16 protein-coding genes are annotated in these 19,422 nt (G+C 32.1%); all 16 read right to left on the bottom strand.

Features of this window, described 5'->3' with window-relative positions; all coding sequences use genetic code 11:
* Positions 1–433 precede the first annotated feature (433 nt).
* Complete coding sequence (gene tpx / locus V5784_RS00840; protein ID WP_336887157.1) at positions 434–937, bottom strand: thiol peroxidase; 504 nt, start codon at positions 935–937, stop codon at positions 434–436.
* Positions 938–1,031: 94 nt separating this feature from the next.
* Positions 1,032–1,760 (bottom strand): hypothetical protein, encoded by a 729-nt coding sequence (locus V5784_RS00835; RefSeq protein WP_336887156.1) that lies wholly within the window; start codon positions 1,758–1,760, stop codon positions 1,032–1,034.
* 26 nt (positions 1,761–1,786) lie between these two features.
* Complete coding sequence (gene panF / locus V5784_RS00830) at positions 1,787–3,238, bottom strand: sodium/pantothenate symporter (RefSeq protein WP_336887155.1); 1,452 nt, start codon at positions 3,236–3,238, stop codon at positions 1,787–1,789.
* Positions 3,226–3,507 (bottom strand): YhdT family protein, encoded by a 282-nt coding sequence (locus tag V5784_RS00825; protein ID WP_336887154.1) that lies wholly within the window; start codon positions 3,505–3,507, stop codon positions 3,226–3,228. The genes panF and V5784_RS00825 overlap by 13 nt, the downstream gene beginning before the upstream one ends.
* Entirely contained in the window at positions 3,494–3,946 is a 453-nt protein-coding gene (locus tag V5784_RS00820) for a MarR family transcriptional regulator (RefSeq protein ID WP_336887153.1), read from the bottom strand. Before V5784_RS00820 ends, V5784_RS00825 begins: the two co-directional genes overlap by 14 nt.
* 103 nt (positions 3,947–4,049) lie before the next feature.
* Positions 4,050–5,039 (bottom strand): UDP-3-O-(3-hydroxymyristoyl)glucosamine N-acyltransferase, encoded by a 990-nt coding sequence (lpxD, locus tag V5784_RS00815; RefSeq protein WP_336887152.1) that lies wholly within the window; start codon positions 5,037–5,039, stop codon positions 4,050–4,052.
* Between the two features lie 18 nt (positions 5,040–5,057).
* Complete coding sequence (locus V5784_RS00810; protein WP_336887151.1) at positions 5,058–5,546, bottom strand: OmpH family outer membrane protein; 489 nt, start codon at positions 5,544–5,546, stop codon at positions 5,058–5,060.
* Between the two features lie 32 nt (positions 5,547–5,578).
* Positions 5,579–7,645: a BamA/TamA family outer membrane protein gene (locus V5784_RS00805; protein ID WP_336887150.1), complete on the bottom strand. Its 2,067-nt coding sequence runs from the start codon at positions 7,643–7,645 to the stop codon at positions 5,579–5,581.
* Complete coding sequence (locus V5784_RS00800) at positions 7,642–12,123, bottom strand: translocation/assembly module TamB domain-containing protein (RefSeq protein ID WP_336887149.1); 4,482 nt, start codon at positions 12,121–12,123, stop codon at positions 7,642–7,644. The genes V5784_RS00805 and V5784_RS00800 overlap by 4 nt, the downstream gene beginning before the upstream one ends.
* Before the next feature lie 47 nt (positions 12,124–12,170).
* Positions 12,171–12,875 carry a 16S rRNA (guanine(527)-N(7))-methyltransferase RsmG gene (rsmG, locus tag V5784_RS00795; protein WP_336887148.1) on the bottom strand — a complete coding sequence of 235 codons (705 nt, stop codon included), beginning with the start codon at positions 12,873–12,875 and terminating at the stop codon, positions 12,171–12,173.
* Position 12,876: 1 nt separating this feature from the next.
* Positions 12,877–14,766, bottom strand: coding sequence for a tRNA uridine-5-carboxymethylaminomethyl(34) synthesis enzyme MnmG (gene mnmG / locus V5784_RS00790; protein ID WP_336887147.1), 1,890 nt, complete (start codon positions 14,764–14,766; stop codon positions 12,877–12,879).
* A gap of 14 nt (positions 14,767–14,780) precedes the next feature.
* Positions 14,781–15,440, bottom strand: a complete 660-nt coding sequence (locus V5784_RS00785; protein ID WP_336887146.1) for a TrkA family potassium uptake protein — start codon at positions 15,438–15,440, stop codon at positions 14,781–14,783.
* Between the two features lie 36 nt (positions 15,441–15,476).
* On the bottom strand, positions 15,477–16,892 hold the full coding sequence (locus V5784_RS00780; RefSeq protein WP_336887145.1) for a potassium transporter TrkG: 1,416 nt from the start codon (positions 16,890–16,892) through the stop codon (positions 15,477–15,479).
* A 194-nt stretch (positions 16,893–17,086) separates the two neighbouring features.
* The gene (pepT, locus tag V5784_RS00775; RefSeq protein WP_336887144.1) at positions 17,087–18,307 is read right to left on the bottom strand and encodes a peptidase T; all 1,221 of its coding nucleotides are present in this window, start codon (positions 18,305–18,307) and stop codon (positions 17,087–17,089) included.
* 431 nt (positions 18,308–18,738) lie between these two features.
* Positions 18,739–18,936, bottom strand: coding sequence for a HutD family protein (locus V5784_RS00770; protein WP_336887143.1), 198 nt, complete (start codon positions 18,934–18,936; stop codon positions 18,739–18,741).
* Between the two features lie 209 nt (positions 18,937–19,145).
* On the bottom strand, positions 19,146–19,422 hold a 277-nt coding region (locus V5784_RS00765; RefSeq protein ID WP_336887142.1), incomplete at its 5' end, for an IS30 family transposase.

Here is a 19,422-nt window from a genome sequence, read left to right as displayed (position 1 = left end):
AAAAAGGTATATTAATTTTTATAATAACGATAGAGGACATAGTTCTTTAGATTATGAAACACCTGCTAAGGTATATTTTGGTACTCAAAAAATTGCTTAAGTTTTTTCATAAACTGTTTGACAAACACGACCACCATAATCGACATTATATCTCCTTCCTGTTTCAAGAGATCTCTTGGCTGCTACCCTAAAAAAATCTCCGATTTCATTTGTCACCCTTAACATAGTTCTAGATTCAGCTTGTTTTTTTATGGAAACTCCTCAATCCCTACTAAGATACCAATAAGGGCCACTACTACCAACAATTCTATTAACGTAAATCCTCTTTTTCTCATCTCTTCTCCCCTCTTGTTTAAGGTTAAAACTTCTACTTTCTATCTCATTCAAAAAAAAATGGAGAAAATCTCCACTTTTAATTTATTTCAAATGTTTTCTATACCAATTCTTTAGCTACATCTATTGCTTTATCATAGTCAGGATGACTTGTAACTTCTTGTACATATTCTACATATTTTACAATTCCATCTTTACTTATAACTACAATACCTCTAGATAAAAGTCTTAGTTCTTCCAAAACAAATCCATATTTCATTCCAAAGTCTAAATCTTTATGGTCTGAAAGAGTCATTGCTGTATCTACCCCTTTATTTGCACAAAACTTCCCCAAAGCAAATGGCAGATCTACCGAGATAGTAATCACATTGATATTTCCATGTTCATAAGCTTCTGTATTAAATCTGATTATCTGTAGTTCACACACTGGTGTATCTACTGACGGCATAACTGAGATTACAACTACTTTTCCCTTTAATTCTTCCAGACTAAATGGTGATAAGTCTGTTTTTAAAGCTGTAAAATTTGGTGCTTTTACCCCTACTTTGATCTCTTTACCTATTAATGTTAATGGTTTTCCTCCAAATGTAATATTATTACTCAAATCTAAACACCTCCGTATTGATATACTAAACTTTACGACAGTTTTAGGGAAAAGTCAACACTTTAAACTAGTTTTATTTTTGTACCTATTATAATTAACTATATATTTCAACTTCTTCCAAGTCAGGATTAAATTTATGTCCTGCTGCGATCAGCCTATTTATCTCTAGTTTCGGTAAAAGATTTCTATATTCACTGTCATGTATTATAAAAAATATTTCTTTTTTTATATATTCTTTTATACTTTTTTTAAATATTTCACTTATTTTTTTATCTTCATATTCCACTTGAATATTTCCCAAATCTATATCTATCTTTTTCACTATCTCAAATTCATTCATAAGGGGTTCAAATATTTCCATAAATTCATGAATTATTTTATTATCTTCTAAATTGTCAGCCAAATAGCCACTTGCCCATTTCGGGAATAGAGATAGTTCCACAGCTTTTAACTTTATATCCGAAATCACCTTTACTTTTGAGATCTCATGAAACACCAAAAGTTCATAGATATAGGAGTGATTTGAACTGAATAGGAGTTCCGTATCCTCGTCTAAGTCTATCTTTTCGCCGTCTAAAAACCCATCCAAATCCAAACTAGTTATATATTTTTTTTCAGTGTCTACCTTATAGTCAAAATCTCCGTCTTCATTCTCTATTATAAATTCACCAGACCAATTGATTTTATTTGTTTTTTCATCAAGACGAGTCCATTCATGGAATGATCCCTCTACCAATCTTGCAAACTCTATCTCATTAAACTTTATTAAATCATCTTTTTCTATATCTATCTTTATCTTTATCTTTTTTAATTTTATTTCCACTTTAACCTCCTAAATTTAAACCTTTTTTATCCAAAAAATATTTCTAAATGTTCCTCTGGGCTAGATTTATCTAAATATGATCCTATGACAAACATTGTCCCTCCCACTACTATTGTAGGTACTATTTGGTGCAGCCCAAAAAATTTAATTTTTAAAACAGTCATACCAACATATACCATAAGGCTCATTCCCATACTGAGGAGAGCTCCCGTAGAGTTAGCTTTTCTCCAGTACAACCCCAGTAATATAGGCCACATAAAGACTGCTTCCAACCCTCCTAGGGCAAACAAATTAAGCCAGACTATAAATTCAGGGGGGTGAAAAGCTAGTGCAAATACCATAACACCCATAATTAAAGTTGTCCATAGGGATATCCTTCTTAATTTTTTTTCATCTATCTCCACAGCTATATAATTTATATAGATATCTTTTACTATGGTAGAACTGGTCTGGATCAAAAGAGAGTCCACAGTAGACATAATTGCCGCTAATGGTCCTCCTATAAAAACTCCTAATAACACTGGAGATAAATTTCTAATAGCTAAGATTGGAATCACCTTATCTCCTAGCTGTTCATTAGGCATGATAGCTATCCCCATAACTCCAATTAGATGCATCATTATCATTAAAAAGCCAACTACAAAGGTTCCAATAACCATGGCTCTATGGAGTGCTCTACTATCTTTAAATCCCATACATCTTATGGTAGTCTGAGGTAAGCCCAGTAGGCCTACTCCCACCAACACCCAAAATGACATAATAAATGGTTTTGTTATAGCACCTCCACTGCTGGGAGTCAACAAATCCGGGTCTATTTCATAGATGGTCTTCATGATATTTCTCATTCCACCACCGGCTTCTTTCAAAATCCAAAATAGAATTATACTAGCTATTAGCATTATAACACATTGAACAGCATCAGTTATAGCCACAGTTTTAAATCCGCCGAATACAGTATAAAATATTATTGCAAATCCAAAAATAACTAAACCTATAGTGTAGTCCAGACCTGTTAAAACTTCAAATAATCTAGCTCCTCCAATTACTTGGACAACCATATAGGCCATAAAAAATAATAAAATGGCTATTGAAGATAATATTACTACCCATTTATTTTGATACCTTGCTCTCAGAAAATCATTTATTGTTATTCCATCAATTTTTCTGGAGATAATAGCCAATTTTTTTCCCAATATCCCAAGAGTTAAAAATGCAGTAGGTATTTGGATAGAAGCTAAAAGCACCCACCCTAGACCTAACTTATATGCTACTCCTGGCCCTCCTAAAAAGGAGCTAGCACCAGTATAGGTTGCAATAACAGTCATGGCTAAAACAAATCCTCCCATACTTCTGTTCCCTATAAAATATTCGTTGGTAAAATTTTTACTTTTTTTCCTTCTTGGGCTGTTATAGTATGCAATATACAAAGTTATTCCTAGATATATCATTAGGGGTAATATTAATTTTATTTTTTCCATCCTTCTCTCCCTGTATTTTTTTCATATGCTTTTAAATCTATTTCTTTGAAAAATAACCTTATGGCAAGCCATAATAAAGTCGTTATCATCAAAAATCCTAAAATACAGGAATAAAAAAACCATTCTGGTAAACCTAAGATATATTTATAATCTTTTGGATCTACATCTCCTAAACCATATGCAAAACTATACCACCATACAAAATATATGAGGTATAGGATCACTGTTATTATTGCTTCTTTCTTAAGCTGTTTATTAATTTTCTTCATCCACTTTACCCTTCCCTAATTTTTTTAATAATTCAGTTAGAATCATTTTTTCTGTGTCTGTCAATACATCGAAGGTATTTTTTAAATTTTTAACATGGGTTCCTAAAATATATTCCAATAGATTCATACCTTTAGAAGTAATACTAATAAGTATTTGTCTTTTGTCTATTTCAGATCTTTCCTTTTTAATATAACCCTCCTTCAATAGATTATTTACCACCACTGTCATGGTTCCACCACTTGAAAATGTCTTTTCAATGATCTCTTTAATATTAAATTTCCCCTTATGATAGATTAAATTTAATACCGAAAATTGTGTTTCTGTTAAACCCTCCTCCTTAATCTTGGGATATATTCTGCTATTAACAGAGGAGTTACACCTAGATAAAGTCACCAATAACTTCAAATTTCTCATCTCTTTTTCATTATAATTTTTCATAAAAAAATTATACTACTAATTAGTATAAAACGCAATATTATTAGACAAAAAGACACCCAAAAGAGTGTCTTTTTGTTTAAAAAAATTATATTAGCTTTATTTTTTAATTTTTTTCCAATCTTTTTACTTTTTTTACTAATTCTGGTAATTTTTTTAGACTAGCCTTTATCTTTAAATGTTCCTTTACACTTACCGGTGGATTTCCAGAAAGGATTTGATTAGAAGATATATTCCCTGTTACTCCTGACTTAGCTCCTAGAACCACATTATCTCCTATCTTAATATGCCCTGCTACTCCTACCTGTCCTGCCAAGGTACAATTATCTCCTACCTCAGTACTTCCAGCTATTCCTACCTGGGAGATAATAAAACAATTTTCCCCAATTATTCCATTGTGTCCTAGCTGTACCAGGTTATCAATTTTAGTGTATTTTTTTATAATTGTATCTCCAATAGCTCCCCGGTCTATAGTAGTATTGGCTCCAATTTCTACCTCATTTTCCAAAATCACCCTGCCAATTTGTTCTATCTTTATATTGTTTCCGTCAACCTTGGTATATCCAAATCCATCGGATCCAATTATAGCACCGGGTTGTAAAATACAATTTTTCCCTAGGATACAGAACTCTCTAATCACTGCATTGGGATAGATGATAGATCCATCTCCTACCACTACATCTTGCCCTATATAAACATTTGGATGTAGTATTACATCATTACCTATCTTTGCTCCATGTCCTATATAGACATTGGGAGCTATCTTTACCCTCTCTCCTATTATCGCACTATCTTCTATGGCTTTTATGGGAAATATCACCTCTTTTTTAAAGAATTTTAATAACAAGGGCATCAATTCTCTAGGATTTTTTTCAACAACTATATATGTTTTATCAAGCAGATATTCCTTTAATTTAGGAACCACTAATACTGTTGCATCGGTTTTTTCTAATTTCATTAAAAATTTATCTTCTGCTGCAAATGTCACCTCTCCTTTCTTGGCTTGAAAAAAGGGAGCAAGCCCAGTAATTTCCTGAACTCTATCCCCCTTAATTTTTCCACCAAGAAGAGTTGATAATTTTTCTAAATTATACATAAACTCCTCCTAATATCATTATAATTTTATTTTATTTGAACTTTCCAATACTTTTAATACTTCTGCTGTTATATTTTTTCCGCCATATAATACAGCGCCCTCTTCAATAACAATCTCATATTTATTTTTTCTAGCTACTTGCTTAATTGCTGATTTTATCTCAGCTTGTATACTCCCCATCTCTTCATATTCTAATCTTCCCAATTTCTGTTGAAGTGCTTGACGCTCTTTTCCAAATTCCATCTGTTGTTTTTGAAATTTATCTTTTTCAGCCAAGGTTACTTTATCACCTTTCGCATTTAACTCTTTAGCTATTTTTTCTAAGTTTTTAGCTTTAACTGCTAATTGCCCCTCTAATTTTGTTTTAGCAGCTTCTAATTTTGTTTTAGCAGCTTGTGTTTTTGAGTATCCTTGAAATACTTTTTGTGTATTTACAGTAGCTATCTTAGCTGCAAAGATTGATACCGACATACTTACTGCCATTACTAGTGTTAATATTTTTTTCATTATCTTCACTCCCATTTATTTTAATATTTTATTTAAAACATCTGCCCCATGTTGAAGAAGAATTGCATTCCATTTTCTTCAGAATCTCCTACTGGGAATCCAAAATCCAGTCTAATTGGACCAATTGGTGTTCTTATTCTAATTCCCACACCTGCTGATTGCTTCATATCATCCGGAAAATCACCCTTGGATCTCTCCATAAATTTATCTTCACTGTTTCCATGATACCAAGATCTACCGATATCATAGAAGAAAACAAGACCTAGCAATTCATTTATTTGTGTTCTATTTTCGATATTAAAAATTAATTGATCTTGCCCTCTCAAGGATCCATATTGATACCCTCTCATAGAGTTGGCTCCACCAGAAGCATATAGTTGCTGATATTTCAACGAGTCTGTACCCATTCCAGCGACCATTCTATAGGCCATAGTATTTCCTTTGAATAATCCTTGATGATATTTTCTAAGTTCCAAGGTAGCCTTGGCAAAAGCTTCATCATCTCCATTGATTCCTGGATTATTTTCATAGACGCTTCCTACTTCGGTTCCCAAATAATGACCTACTTCTACACTAAATTTAGCATATTTACCAGTTGTAGGATCTAGATAGTTATTTCTAGTATCATATATAACTGATGGTGTTACACTCACATAGTTATAGTCCTGTGAACTCTCCCCATCTTCGTTTTCTTCTGAAACTCTCTCTAATTTAAGTCCCAGTTCAAATCTTAAGTATCTGTTGAGACCTTTACCAATGGAAATTGTACCTCCATGGATAGTGCTAGAATAATGATCATAAGTTTCACTATCTTCATCTTCTTGCCTATATAGGTTCCATCCCCATGATACAAAATCTGTATCTTTTATCCACGGATCTCTAAAGGATAGGCTTGCACTTGTATAGTTTTCCGAAGATTTTTCAAAGGTAAATCCAAGGTCTTGTCCTCGTCCCTTATAGTTACTATCTTTTATACTAATACTTCCTACAACTCCTACTGCCGAACCATAAGATATAGCACCTTGAAGCATAGCCGTTCTCTCCTCATCTATAAGTAACACAACTTTTACACCATCTGGATCTCCAGGAATATTCTTATACTCAGGTTGAATATTTTTAAAAGCACCACTTCTTATTAAGTTTCTTACCGTTTGATCATAGTCTTTTTTATTAAATACCTGTCCTTCTTTTATCTCTAATTCCCTTTCAATTATAAAATTTTCTGTTTTTAACAGAGTATCATTGGATTGTCTACGAGCACCTTTTTGCTTAGTTACCATCTTCTTATACTCGACGTTACGAACAATCCCCTCAACAAGAGTTATAACTAGTTCCATACTGTTGTTAATATCTATATTTATAACTTTTGCCAGAGTGTAACCATCTTCATGATATTTTTTAATAATCCTATCTTTATCATCTCTCAATGTATTTATATTATATATATTTCCAGGCTCAGTTTGAATTAATTCAATTAATTCATCTGTTGAATACTTAGTATTCCCTTCAATTTTAACTCCTGTTATTATTTGATTTTCTTCTAGATTGTATTGTACCGATACTCCTTCACCATACTTATATACCTCTGGATTTACATCTCTAAAATAACCGGTATTAATAAGATTTCTCTGTCCCTCTAGAATTTTTGCCTTAGAAAAAAACGAACCCACTTTGATTGGTATTTGCTCTAAAATTTCCTCTTTGGAAATATGTAAATTTCCAAATATATCTATTGAACTTATAATTAAAGATTTATCTACCTTTACCCTCTCAGACATGGGTAAGATGTTTTCTTTTTTTAATAGGTTCACTGCATCTCTATTCTCCTTAATTTCAATGATAAGTTCAATCTTATCATTTTTTAATTTAGGGTATATAGTTATGTCATCCACATATGCTAAGTTTTTTATATTTTGATAATCCCTTACCATGTTGTTCGTAGAGTATTTGTCTCCAACTTTAGAATTTAAATTGCCTTTGATAACTTCCATTGGTACTTCCCGATTTCCTCTAATATCTATACCAGATATTTCGTAATCCAGGGAAAAACTCACCAATGAGATCAAAAATGTTAATAAAATTATTAATTGTTTTCTCATTCTTCTCCTCCAAGTAAAAATATGTTAAGTATTATTTGCCCTAAATTTTTATATTTTTTTCTCCAACTTAAATCAATATGGTAGTTAATAAGGGTCTCTCCTGTTTTTGCTCTACCCTCTGGAATTTTACCGACTCCTCCACCCCACGACAAGTATTTTGTTATTCTATGATCTAAAGCAAAATCGTACTCAGTGACAATATCATAATATTTAGATGATCCCCATCTAGCTTTAGCCTTCCAATACAGTTTATCTTTATATATCGGATTCTCAGCTTCTATCGATGCCCCTAAGCCTAAAGTTCCTGTATCCTTATAAGTTCCACCTTCATACTCATATGCTACTAAATCAGACGAAATTTGAAATTTTTCTATCTTCAACACACTGGCAATTTCTGCAGATACAGGCGAAAAAAGTTTATCACTTATCTCCCTGTCCAATACATCTTTTATCAATACACTTGTACTTTTTTCATCACTTACACTATGAAAAGCCAATAGCGATCCAATCTCATCTGAACTTAATCCTGAACCTGAGCTCATTTGGATCTGTAAATCTGGATATTCACCGTTTATATTTATATATACATCTTCATTTGCAATGGTAGAGTTTGCGCTTAGTACTACTATTGGATGAAAACTTACAGACTCAGCTTCAGTTTTTATAAATTTTGCTATGGCAGTACTCAGATAAAATAAATTATTGTTTAATACAACGGACCCATCATCGATACTGACCATTCCACTATAACTTATCTCTTTATTTTTTAACTTTAAATTCCCGTCTATATTCAAATTTCCATGTATATTTTCAACAAGAGAAGTATAGGTCAACTTTGAAATTTTTAATTTAATGGAATTTTCAGTTTTTAAATTTATATCTATGTCAATACTAGGTCCCTCATCTTCAACAGTTTTAATCTCAAAGTCACTACCTAATTCTTTGGATTTTCTGATAACTTTCTTCTCTTTAATCTGGGAAGCTATCTTGGAAACTTTTGTATCCTCTACATCTGGGATCCCCAAAATTTCACCACTGTTAATTATAAAATCACCAGTGACCTTATTTTTAGTAAAAACTGCATTTGAGCTCAATACCAAGTTGATCTTATCTTGATAGGAATAATCCATATTGTCTAAAATCAAATTAAGTCTATAATCTAAATCAGACAGCAGACTACCTTTATTTTTTATCCTCTTAAATTCAGGTATTTTTAGATAACCTTCCATCTTAATGTCACCATTATTTATCTTACCCTTAAGATACTCAATCTTCACAAGTTTTTTATCCAAAACTACCTCTGTATTAACCTTATCTATAAAAATTCCATATTTTGGCATTTCAGCTGACAAATCTTTGATTTTAAATTCACCATAATTATTTTTGGAGTTTAGTTCTACATCTATAGTAGCAATTCCCTTAATTTGGTTTATATATTCAGAAAAAGAAAATATGTTTAGAAAAGAAAGATCTATTTCATTGGATTTGATATTTAAACTATAGTCAAAATCTGTAAAATCAACCTTCCCCTGAGAGGTGAGTTTATTGTTATGGTAACTCAAACTCAATTCTTTTAGTGTCAACTCTTTTAAATCACCATGAAGATCTATCTTTAAGTTTTCAAGCTTATTTCCATCAATAAGGATAAAATTACTGTCTATCTTAAGATCATATTTTAGATCATTAAATGCACCATCTATATTGACCTTAGCATTTAACTTTCCATTTATATCTTGGGTATTTGAATATTCCCTTAATTTTTCAATGTTTAAAATATCTTTAAGTTTAAAGGAAAGTTTGTTTTGGCTAAGATCAATCCATCCTCTTCCACCTAAAAGTTTATCTCCTTTGTCAGAATAAATTGTAATATCATTAATATCCATGTGACCGCTTTTATCTAACTTATCTAAGTCCCCCCCTTTATAAGTAGAGATCATCTTTATATTCGGCAATTTTCTTCCTCGCAGATAGACATTATCTGCAAAAACATTAAAAACTCCACTAATGTTATCTGGTGTCCCCCACAAGACAACTTCTCCTGTAAGGCGATATTTTAAATTTACATCCCCATAATATTCTGCCAAATTATTTTCAAGTAAATTCACCTTTAATCTAAATTTATTTGAAGAGATATCGTAATATCCGTTGATGTTATTTTCATCGATTTTGAACCCATCAAAAAAAATATTTTGGTTATAAAACCGGATTTTCCCCTTTAAATATATCTTTGGTAAATCATTATATTGAACCCAGGCATTTGTTGAATAAAGGTTAATTTTAAAATCTTCCAAGTCGCCCTTTAGGCTTCCATCGACCTCCTCTAAATCCATCTTAATCCCATATTTTTCTAGTAATTTCATCTTGTTTTCTTTTATTCCCCTTATCTTATAGTCAAAGTCTAAGGTTTGATTAATTATATTATAGTCCCCTTCAATTGTCAAAAGATTATTTCTCACTTCTAAGACCTTAAAAACTCCATTTTTATAATTTAACCCCACCTTGAAGTCTTTAAACTTCACGTTATCATAGGACAGTTCTCCTAAATAGCCATCGAAGTCTGCAGCAAGTCCACTATTATTAACTATCTTTAGTCTTCCATGAATATCTTTATAGGAAATATCATATCTACCAGTTTTGCTATCTAAATTAGAAATCCAGGAAAAAAATTGTTTTTCCCCTATAAAAGTACCATCAAAATCTATCCCTGTTTCTAAGTTATCAATAGAGATAAAGTTTTCAACTTTCAAATTTTTTCCTGTATAAGCAAAATTATAAGAGAGATCATCTATATCTAAATAACCATTTGCAGACAGCTGTAACTCATTATAAAATAAATCTATCTTATTAAAATAGATCCTATTGCCATCATTGGTAAAATTCAAACTTAAAGATCTCAAAGAATCTTTTTCTTTTATTTCTACCTCACCCTGCCCTAGAATCAAATTTTTATTGGCATAATCATAGATCACTTTAACGTTATTTTTAGTGGAATAATATTCACCCTTATATTCTATCTCTACATCTTTAGTTCCTATACTTGAAATCCCAAATGTTTTTTTCCCTAGATCAATCTCACCACCTATCTTCAATATATCTGAATAGAGGGTATAATCAATTTTTTCACTATTTAAATCATATTTGAGATTACCGCTTAATTCTTTTAATTTTAAAGGACTTTTCCTGTTTAAAATATTAAAATTCAGATTTAAAACCTCATTTTCATAAGAACCGTTCAGCAGGGTGTATCCTTCAGTCCCGTCATAGTCCCAAAAGAATCTAAGATCTTTTAATTTCACCTGATCTTCGGATAAAATTATACTTCCTTTGAGATCTTTTACCTCTGTACCTTTAATATTTAAGGTATCTAACCTCAGGTAGTTATCTAAAGTCAGGTTGAATTCCTCATCAAAACTAAACTTTAATCTCAGATATGAAACATTGAAATCTCCTAAGTCATCTATTTTTTTTTTCAGAGTATCATCTAATAAGGTGACTCTTTTTATATCTTTTTTATTCAGGTCACTGGCTGTTATGTCCATTTCTACACCATTTGGACGATATTCCAAGGAGAAATTAACATCTTTTTCTGCCATCTTACCATCTAACTTTAATTTTATCCTATCTCCTAAAAATTCCACTCCCCCATGGATATCTGTTGCCACCCCGTCATATGCATCAGTATAAAAACTAGCTTCAGACAGATAAGCATCTCCCCATAGGCCATCACTATCTATGGTTAGATCTAGCTCTGCTTTCCCCCCTAAATAATTTGTGTATTCATCTACATAGGCATATTGCATAAGGTCTTGGTCTATACTTCCATTTTTTAATTTGATGGTCATAGAATAATCTTTTTCATAGTTAGTAAAAGAATATTCTACCATCTCATCACCTACAGTATTATAAAACTTCAGATCGATCCCATGAGCCTTGTCAAAACTAACATATCCCTCTAGATTATCTACAAATTTATTTATGGGATTTTCATAATAATTATCCTGAAATAACAACCTAGCATTTGTCACTGTGATAATATCTATCGGTACTCCTGTTCCTGCTTTTTTAGGGTTTTTAGAAGTTCTAGGAGTCTTGGGACTTCCATTAGAAAAAACATCCACTATATTTATATCTCTATTTTTATCTACTGCGATATATAAATAAGGGTTTTTCGCACTGATCTCTGTAATTTTACCCCTCAAGAGATCTTTTATAGAGTATCGTAGAATAAGCTTAGGAGCATAAAGTATGGTGATCCCCTTATCATCTTTTAATACTGCATCATTTACTACGATCAATCCAAATGTGGAAAAATCCAAGGTTGTGTGGGAGATATCAGCTAAAAAATATTTTAAAGACATGTCTACTATTCGATCAAAGTTATTTTTAACGGTAACATATAATGGAATAGTTATTAACATTAAAATTAGTATTGAGGAAGCGACAAAGCTTTTTCGGTATTTTCTAATAAGTTTGTTCATAGCTCCCCCCTTTTAAAATTTAAAAACCTTCTTTTAAAATTTGATTATTATAGTGGTCTTTTTAGTGGTATACCTGCTCTTCTTGGATATTTCTTATCTGTCTCTGCCATCTTTTTTATCTCAAATATATATCTAATATCTTCACAAAATGGTAATTTCAACTCATCAACCTTTACTATTCTACTGTTTAATATCTCAAACGCATTTTTCGAGTATTCTAACTCCTCTTGATAATCCATTTTTTGGGCTAAAAATGTAGCTCCTACCTTTAGAAAAGGAACCATATATTCTAGTATCACATTAAATTTTGATACTCCCCTGCATAATCCTAAATCATAGATTGCCCTCTTGTCCTCTAACTTTATATAGTCTTCCGCTCTCATATTTACCACTTCTACATTGGATAGATTCAATTTTTCTGCTACCATCTCTAAAAATTTTGTTTTTTTACTTACAGAATCCATCAGAGTGAAATCTATATTGGGATTGGCAATAGCTAATACCATCCCGGGGAATCCTGCTCCTGTCCCTATATCCATGGCTTTTTTCACACCACAAGGCAGTTTATTTTGTAATAATAAAGAATCTAAGAAATGTTTTTCATACATGGTTTTTTCATCTCTAATAGCTGTCAAATTTGTGTGTTTATTGGTTTCTAATAATAAGTTTCCATACTCTAATAACATGTCTACTGTAGCTTTGTCCAATTCCAAACCTATTTTTTTAAGGCCTTCTTTAAAAAATCCTTTCATCCTATTTGTCACCTCTTATTTTTAAAACCATAAGCAATACCGAGATATCTGCTGGAGATACCCCGGAAATTCTAGAGGCCTGTCCTATATTTAAAGGGTTTTTTTCATTTAATTTTTCCTTAGCTTCTCCGGTTATTCCGCTTATTATATCATAGTCAAAATCTTTAGGAATCAATCTTTCTTCCAAAGCCTTATGTTTTTTTATCATCTTTAGTGATTTTTTAATATACCCGTCATACTTGACCTGAACTTCTGCCTGATATTCAGTGTCTTCAGGATATTCCCCTAGTTCAAATCCATCTATAATTTCAGCAATATATTTAATATCTTTATAGTCTAGTCTAGGTCTTTTTAATAGTTCTAATAAGGTAGTTCCAGATTTTAGATCTCCACTATCTTTTTTAATCAGTACCTCTCCAATCCTTTCATTACTAGATCCTACATTTAAAGATAATTTTTCTATGATCTCTAAAACATCTATTTTTTTCTTTTCTACTAGGTTATAGGTTGCTTCATCTAACAATCCTGCTTCATAACCTATCTTTGATAGTCTAAGATCAGCATTATCTTCCCTAAGGAGGAGTCTGTATTCACTTCTAGCTGTAAACATTCTATAGGGCTCATTGGTTCCCTTAGTCACTAGATCGTCTACTAAAGTTCCCAAATATGAATCAGCTCTATCTAATATGATAGGATCCTTCCCCTGTAATTTTCTCGCTGCATTCATTCCGGCCAAAAGACCCTGTCCAGCGGCCTCTTCATATCCAGAGGTTCCATTTATTTGTCCTGCTAAAAATAAATTTTCTATTTTTTTAGTTTCTAAACTATACTGTAATTCTTCTGGTAATACATAGTCATATTCTATTGCATAGGCATATCTCATGATCTTTGCATCTTCTAACCCATAGATATTTTTCACCATTTCCTCTTGAACTTCTGCAGGCAGTGAAGTTGAAAAACCACTTATATAGACTTCATTGGTTCCATACCCCTCTTTTTCTAAAAATAGATGATGTCTTTCCTTCTCTTGATACCTAAATACCTTATCCTCTATAGATGGGCAATATCTCGGACCTGTTCCCTCAATAGTTCCATTAAATAACGGCGATTTAGATTTATTCTGAGTTATCACATTGTGTACATCTGGGTTTGTATATGTTATATAACATGGGATTTGACGCCTCCCTTCTACATCTTTATCTAAAGTTCTACTTGAAAATTTTAGAAGTAGATCTAAATTCCCCGGCTGCTCTTCTAACCTGTCAAAGTTCATACTTCTAAAATCAATTCTTGGAGGAGTCCCTGTTTTAAACCTTCCCAACTCTAACCCTATTTTTTCTAAAGATAGAGGCAGATCATTTGACGCCATTTCTCCCATCCTTCCACCTTGAAACTTTTTATCACCAATATGGATAAGACCTCTCATAAATGTTCCGACAGCTATTATAACTGTCTTAGAAGAATAAGTTACTCCTTCTTGTGTCTTTATTCCTACAACTTTATTTTCCTCTACCACTAAGTCAGTTACCATACCTTGAATAGAATCTAGATTCTCGGTATTCTCTATAGTTTTTTTCATCTCCATATGATAGCTTTGTTTATCAGCTTGAGCACGTAAAGATCTTACAGCTGGTCCTTTCTTAGTATTTAACACTCTTATTTGTACAAAAGTTTTGTCTATATTTCTTCCTATCTCTCCTCCGAGAGCATCTATCTCTTTTACTAAATGAGATTTAGCAGGCCCTCCAATAGATGGATTACATGACATTACTCCTATATTATCCAAAGTTATACTAAATATTGCGGTTTTCATTCCCATTCTTGCAGATGCTAAGGCTGCTTCACAACCTGCATGTCCTGCTCCTACTACTATCACATCAAATTTATGCATTATTTTCTCCTCCTTTACTTTAAATTTTCTAATTCTCTTGCTGTTTTAGAATCAGTGATAACTAAGAGTGTATCACCTTTTTCAATTACACTTGTTGCTCTGGGGCTCGGATTCAATTCTCCATCACTTTTCTTTATACCTATTATATTGATATTATATGAATCTCTTAAAGCTAATTCCATCAAATTTTTACCCAAAAATGATGCAGGAGCTTTAAATTCTACTAACAAGAAATTCTTTGAAAATCTTAGATGTTCCATCATATTAGGTTCCATAGCCAGCATAGCTATCTTATGACCCATATATTCTTCTGGATATATCACCTCATCAGCGCCTATTTTTTTTAATACTTTCCCATGACTCTTGGTGACTGCCTTTGCTATAATTTTTTTAATACCTAATTCTTTTAAGTTTAAGGTTGTCATGATACTTGCCTGGATATTACTTCCTATTCCTATAAACGCTACATCAAAATTACTTGCCCCGATCTCCTTCAATGCATTTTCATCGGTTGCATCCAGTATCAGGGCATTATCTATTATATTATTATTTATAGCTTCCTGGACCAGCTCCTCATTTGTGTCTATTGCCAAAACCTCACTATCAGCTTCGTAAAGTGTCTGTGCAATGCTCGATCCAAATCTACCTAAGCCTATAACTAAATAGCTTTTCATATCTATCTCAACTCCTAGATTCTTTTCTAAATTAATTTATCCTATCAGTATATTTTCCTCTGGATATTTATAAGTTCTCACCTTAATTTTTTCACTGAATGCCAGCATAAACGTAAGAGGCCCAACCCTTCCTATCAACATAGTCAAGATTAATAAGATTCTTCCAAATATATTTAAATCTGCTGTTATTCCCTGTGATAACCCTACTGTTGCAAAGGCTGACATAACTTCAAAGATAACCTTATCCAAAGTCAATCCGTTCGTTTGTACCATGGCATTACCTTGTATGGATCCTTGCAAAATGGCATCCGCTATATCTTTTACAGAAGTCATCTCATTTGTTATAAGTATCAAAAATACTACCATAGTAATATATAATATAGATATTATCAAGATAGTCATAGCTCTGTGTAATATCTCCCACGGAACACGCCTGTTAGATATAACAAGATCTTTTTCATTTCTGAGTATTACCATCACATAAAACATTATCATTCCAAAAGTTGTAGTCTTTAACCCACCACCTGTAGAACCAGGGGAAGCACCTATAAACATCAATATCAAAAATAAGAACACTGTTGAAGGTCTTAAATTTTCCATAGGGACAGAGTTAAATCCAGCTGTTCTGGTGGTTACACTTTGAAAAAAAGAGTTATTCAATGCATCTATTATCCCCATGTTACCAATGGTTCCAGGATTACTTCTCTCAAACACAAAAAATACTATAGCTCCACCAAAAGTTAGAAAAAAACTGATATAAAGTGCTAATTTAGAAGTTAAATTATATCTGATTTTTCCTGTTTTATAGTAGTTTATAGTTGAGTTAATAACTGCAAATCCAATTCCACCTAAAGATATCAAGATTGAAATAGTAAGGGTCACCGTTATATTACTCGAATATTCAACTATACTATCGGAGAAAAGTGAAAACCCAGCATTACAAAAAGCAGATACTGAATGAAATATCCCATATACCATTGCTTTTTTTAATGGCATAGTGCTTGAGAATCCTAAAGTTAAAAAAATAGCTCCTATGATCTCTATCCCTACCACTATCAAAACTATTCGTTTTAAAAATTTTATTATTCCCCCAATCGTATAAGAATTGAGATCCTCCTTTAATATCTTTCTCTCATGGTAGCTTATTTGTTTCCCTATTAGGGTAAATATCAAGGTTGAAAAAGTCATTATTCCAAGTCCACCTAGTTGAATGAGTATTAATATTACCGCTTTCCCGAAGGGGCTAAATATCATACTCACATCAACCAATGTAAGACCTGTAACCGAAACTGCAGACGTGGCTGTAAATAATGCAGTCAAAATACTTATCTCCTGCCCTTTATTTACCGCAATAGGTAGCGATAAAAAAAATGTACCTATTAATATTATAACTATAAATGACAGCACTAAAATTCTGGATGGAAGTATCCTCCTAAAAGATATTTTTTTCATCTATCCCCCCTAACTTATTATTCTAATCCTAATTGTTCTTTTGTCTATAATTTTTTTGACTCTAACTTAACTATTATACCTAATTTTCACCCTCCTTTCAAGAAATACTATTATTAAGATACACCTTTTAACCATTTTGAAAAAAAAGAACCCCTTAAAAGGAATTCTTTAGATGGTTATTTGATATAATCACTCTATCTTTTACCAATATTTTCGCTGATCTTAACTATCACCTCTACAGCTCTTTCCATAGATGACACAGGTATATATTCATACTGACCATGAAAATTGTGTCCTCCTGTAAATATATTCGGGCATGGCAACCCCATATAAGATAATCTAGCTCCATCTGTTCCACCTCGAACAGGTTTTATAACAGGTTCTATTCCTAATTCGATAATAGAATCACGAGCTATATCAAAGACTTCCATTTTTTCTTCTATCTTCTCCTTCATATTATAATAACTATCCGTAAGTTCTAACTCAATAGCGTTATTATATTTTTTATTCAACAGTTCTACTGCTTGACATATAAATTCTTTCTTTTCTGTAAATTTTTCCATATTGTGGTCTCTGATAATATAAGCTAATTTTGCACTTGATATATCGCCGCTCATCTCAGACAACATATAAAACCCTTCATATCCTTCTGTAAATTCAGGACGCTGGTTTACTGGCAATAAATTATGAAGTTCTATTCCTACTTGAAGAGCATTAATTAATTGATCTTTGGCTGTCCCTGGATGTACGCTCCTACCTGTTATCTTTATCACAGCACTTGCAGCGTTGAAGTTTTCATATTCTACCTCTCCCAATCTTCCCCCATCGATAGTATAGGCAAATTCAGCTCCAAATTTTTCTACATCAAATAGATCTGCTCCTCTTCCTATCTCCTCATCGGGTGTGAATCCTATCCTGATCTTCCCGTGTTTTATCTCAGGATGATCCATCAAATATTCCATAGCTGTTAATATTTCAGCAATACCAGCCTTGTCATCTGCTCCTAAAAGGGTAGTTCCGTCAGTTGTGATAAGAGTTTCCCCTATATATGAATCTAACTCCTTAAAATCTTTAGGAGACAGTACTATATTTTTTTCTTCATTCAATACTATATCTCCACCCTCATAATCTACAAATTTAGGTCTTATATCCTTCCCTGAAAATGCAGGTGCAGTATCCATATGTGCTATAAATCCAAAAGTTGGAATATCTTTATCGCTATTACTAGGCAGTGTTGCCATTAGATATCCATTCTCATCCAACGTTACATCTTCTAGTCCCAACCCAATCATCTCATCTTTTAAAAAAACAGCCAATTTCAATTGTTTTTTTGTACTTGGACATGTAGCTGAGTTTTCATCTGATTTTGTATCAAACTTCACATAATTTATAAATCTTTCTACTAATTTTGACATTTCTTATCCCCCGTTTTCTATTTTTTCTATAATCCAATATAGTCTATATAAAATATACCACATCTATACAAAACTTATACTTAAAATAGGCAAAAAAATAATGTTATTTCCAATCTATAAGTATGAATTCTCCTTTAAGTTTAATATCTTTATATTCTCTATCCAGTATTTCTATGAAATCATACTTATCCAAAGTATAATCTCTGTTATTAAGATTAAGATTTGATCCCTTATTCATAGAGAATATAAAGATTTTTTTACTGGTAAACAAATCATTTTCTCCATGGATTTTATTTAAATTTACATCTACATTTAGAGGATCCCATATCAAATTAAAGTCTAGAACTTTTTTTTCATTTTCAGATCTTATTTCATCCTTCCCATCAAAGGAAAAAATATCACCTTCACGCAGATCTATCAGTTCTCTCCTCCTAAGTTAATCTAACTTCATTTTCAAGTATTATTAAGATCCTCCTATACCTGGTAAAGTCTGAAAACTTACTCGATCCAGGTTCTATAGATGCACTGGATATTCTTATATTAAAATTTTCTATATCTCTATAAAGTTCCTTTGTTATCCCACCACTCCATTTTTTCCCCGACATCTCATCTAAATTCTTTTTTTTCATAGTTATCACCCCTTATATATATATATATATATGAATAATACTCCTAAGTTATAAAACAATCAACCTATTTTTACTTGTTTTTCATCTTTTTTTTGACCTATTTATAGACAAATACTTTCTACTTTTTTATAGATATAATAAGTGTAATTATTCCACCAGTTGCACTTGCAAGAGTACTAAAAAATAAATCCATGGCTTCCCTCTTTACATTAATGGCGGCGAGTCTTGTCAAGCACACCACCACATATTTTCAAGGAAACTTCATTTGCAGTAAAATAATTTAATACTTTTCGCGGTCTATTTCTAATTCTTTCTACAGTTCTTTCTAACTCATCATCTGGTATTGCTGAAAAAACTGTTCCCTTTGGATATGTTTGTCTCAACACTCCATTAAAATTTTCATTGCTACCTTTTTCCCACGGCGAATAAGGATTACAGAAGTAAACATCAACATTCAAGTTTTTTTCTATTTCTTTAAATCCTGCA

The organism is Psychrilyobacter sp. (genome assembly GCF_037132775.1).
In the GTDB taxonomy this organism is placed as follows: Bacteria; Fusobacteriota; Fusobacteriia; order Fusobacteriales; family Fusobacteriaceae; genus Psychrilyobacter.
The sequence above is the reverse complement of the archived record's forward strand: the minus strand, read 5'-3'. Positions and strand labels throughout refer to the sequence as shown.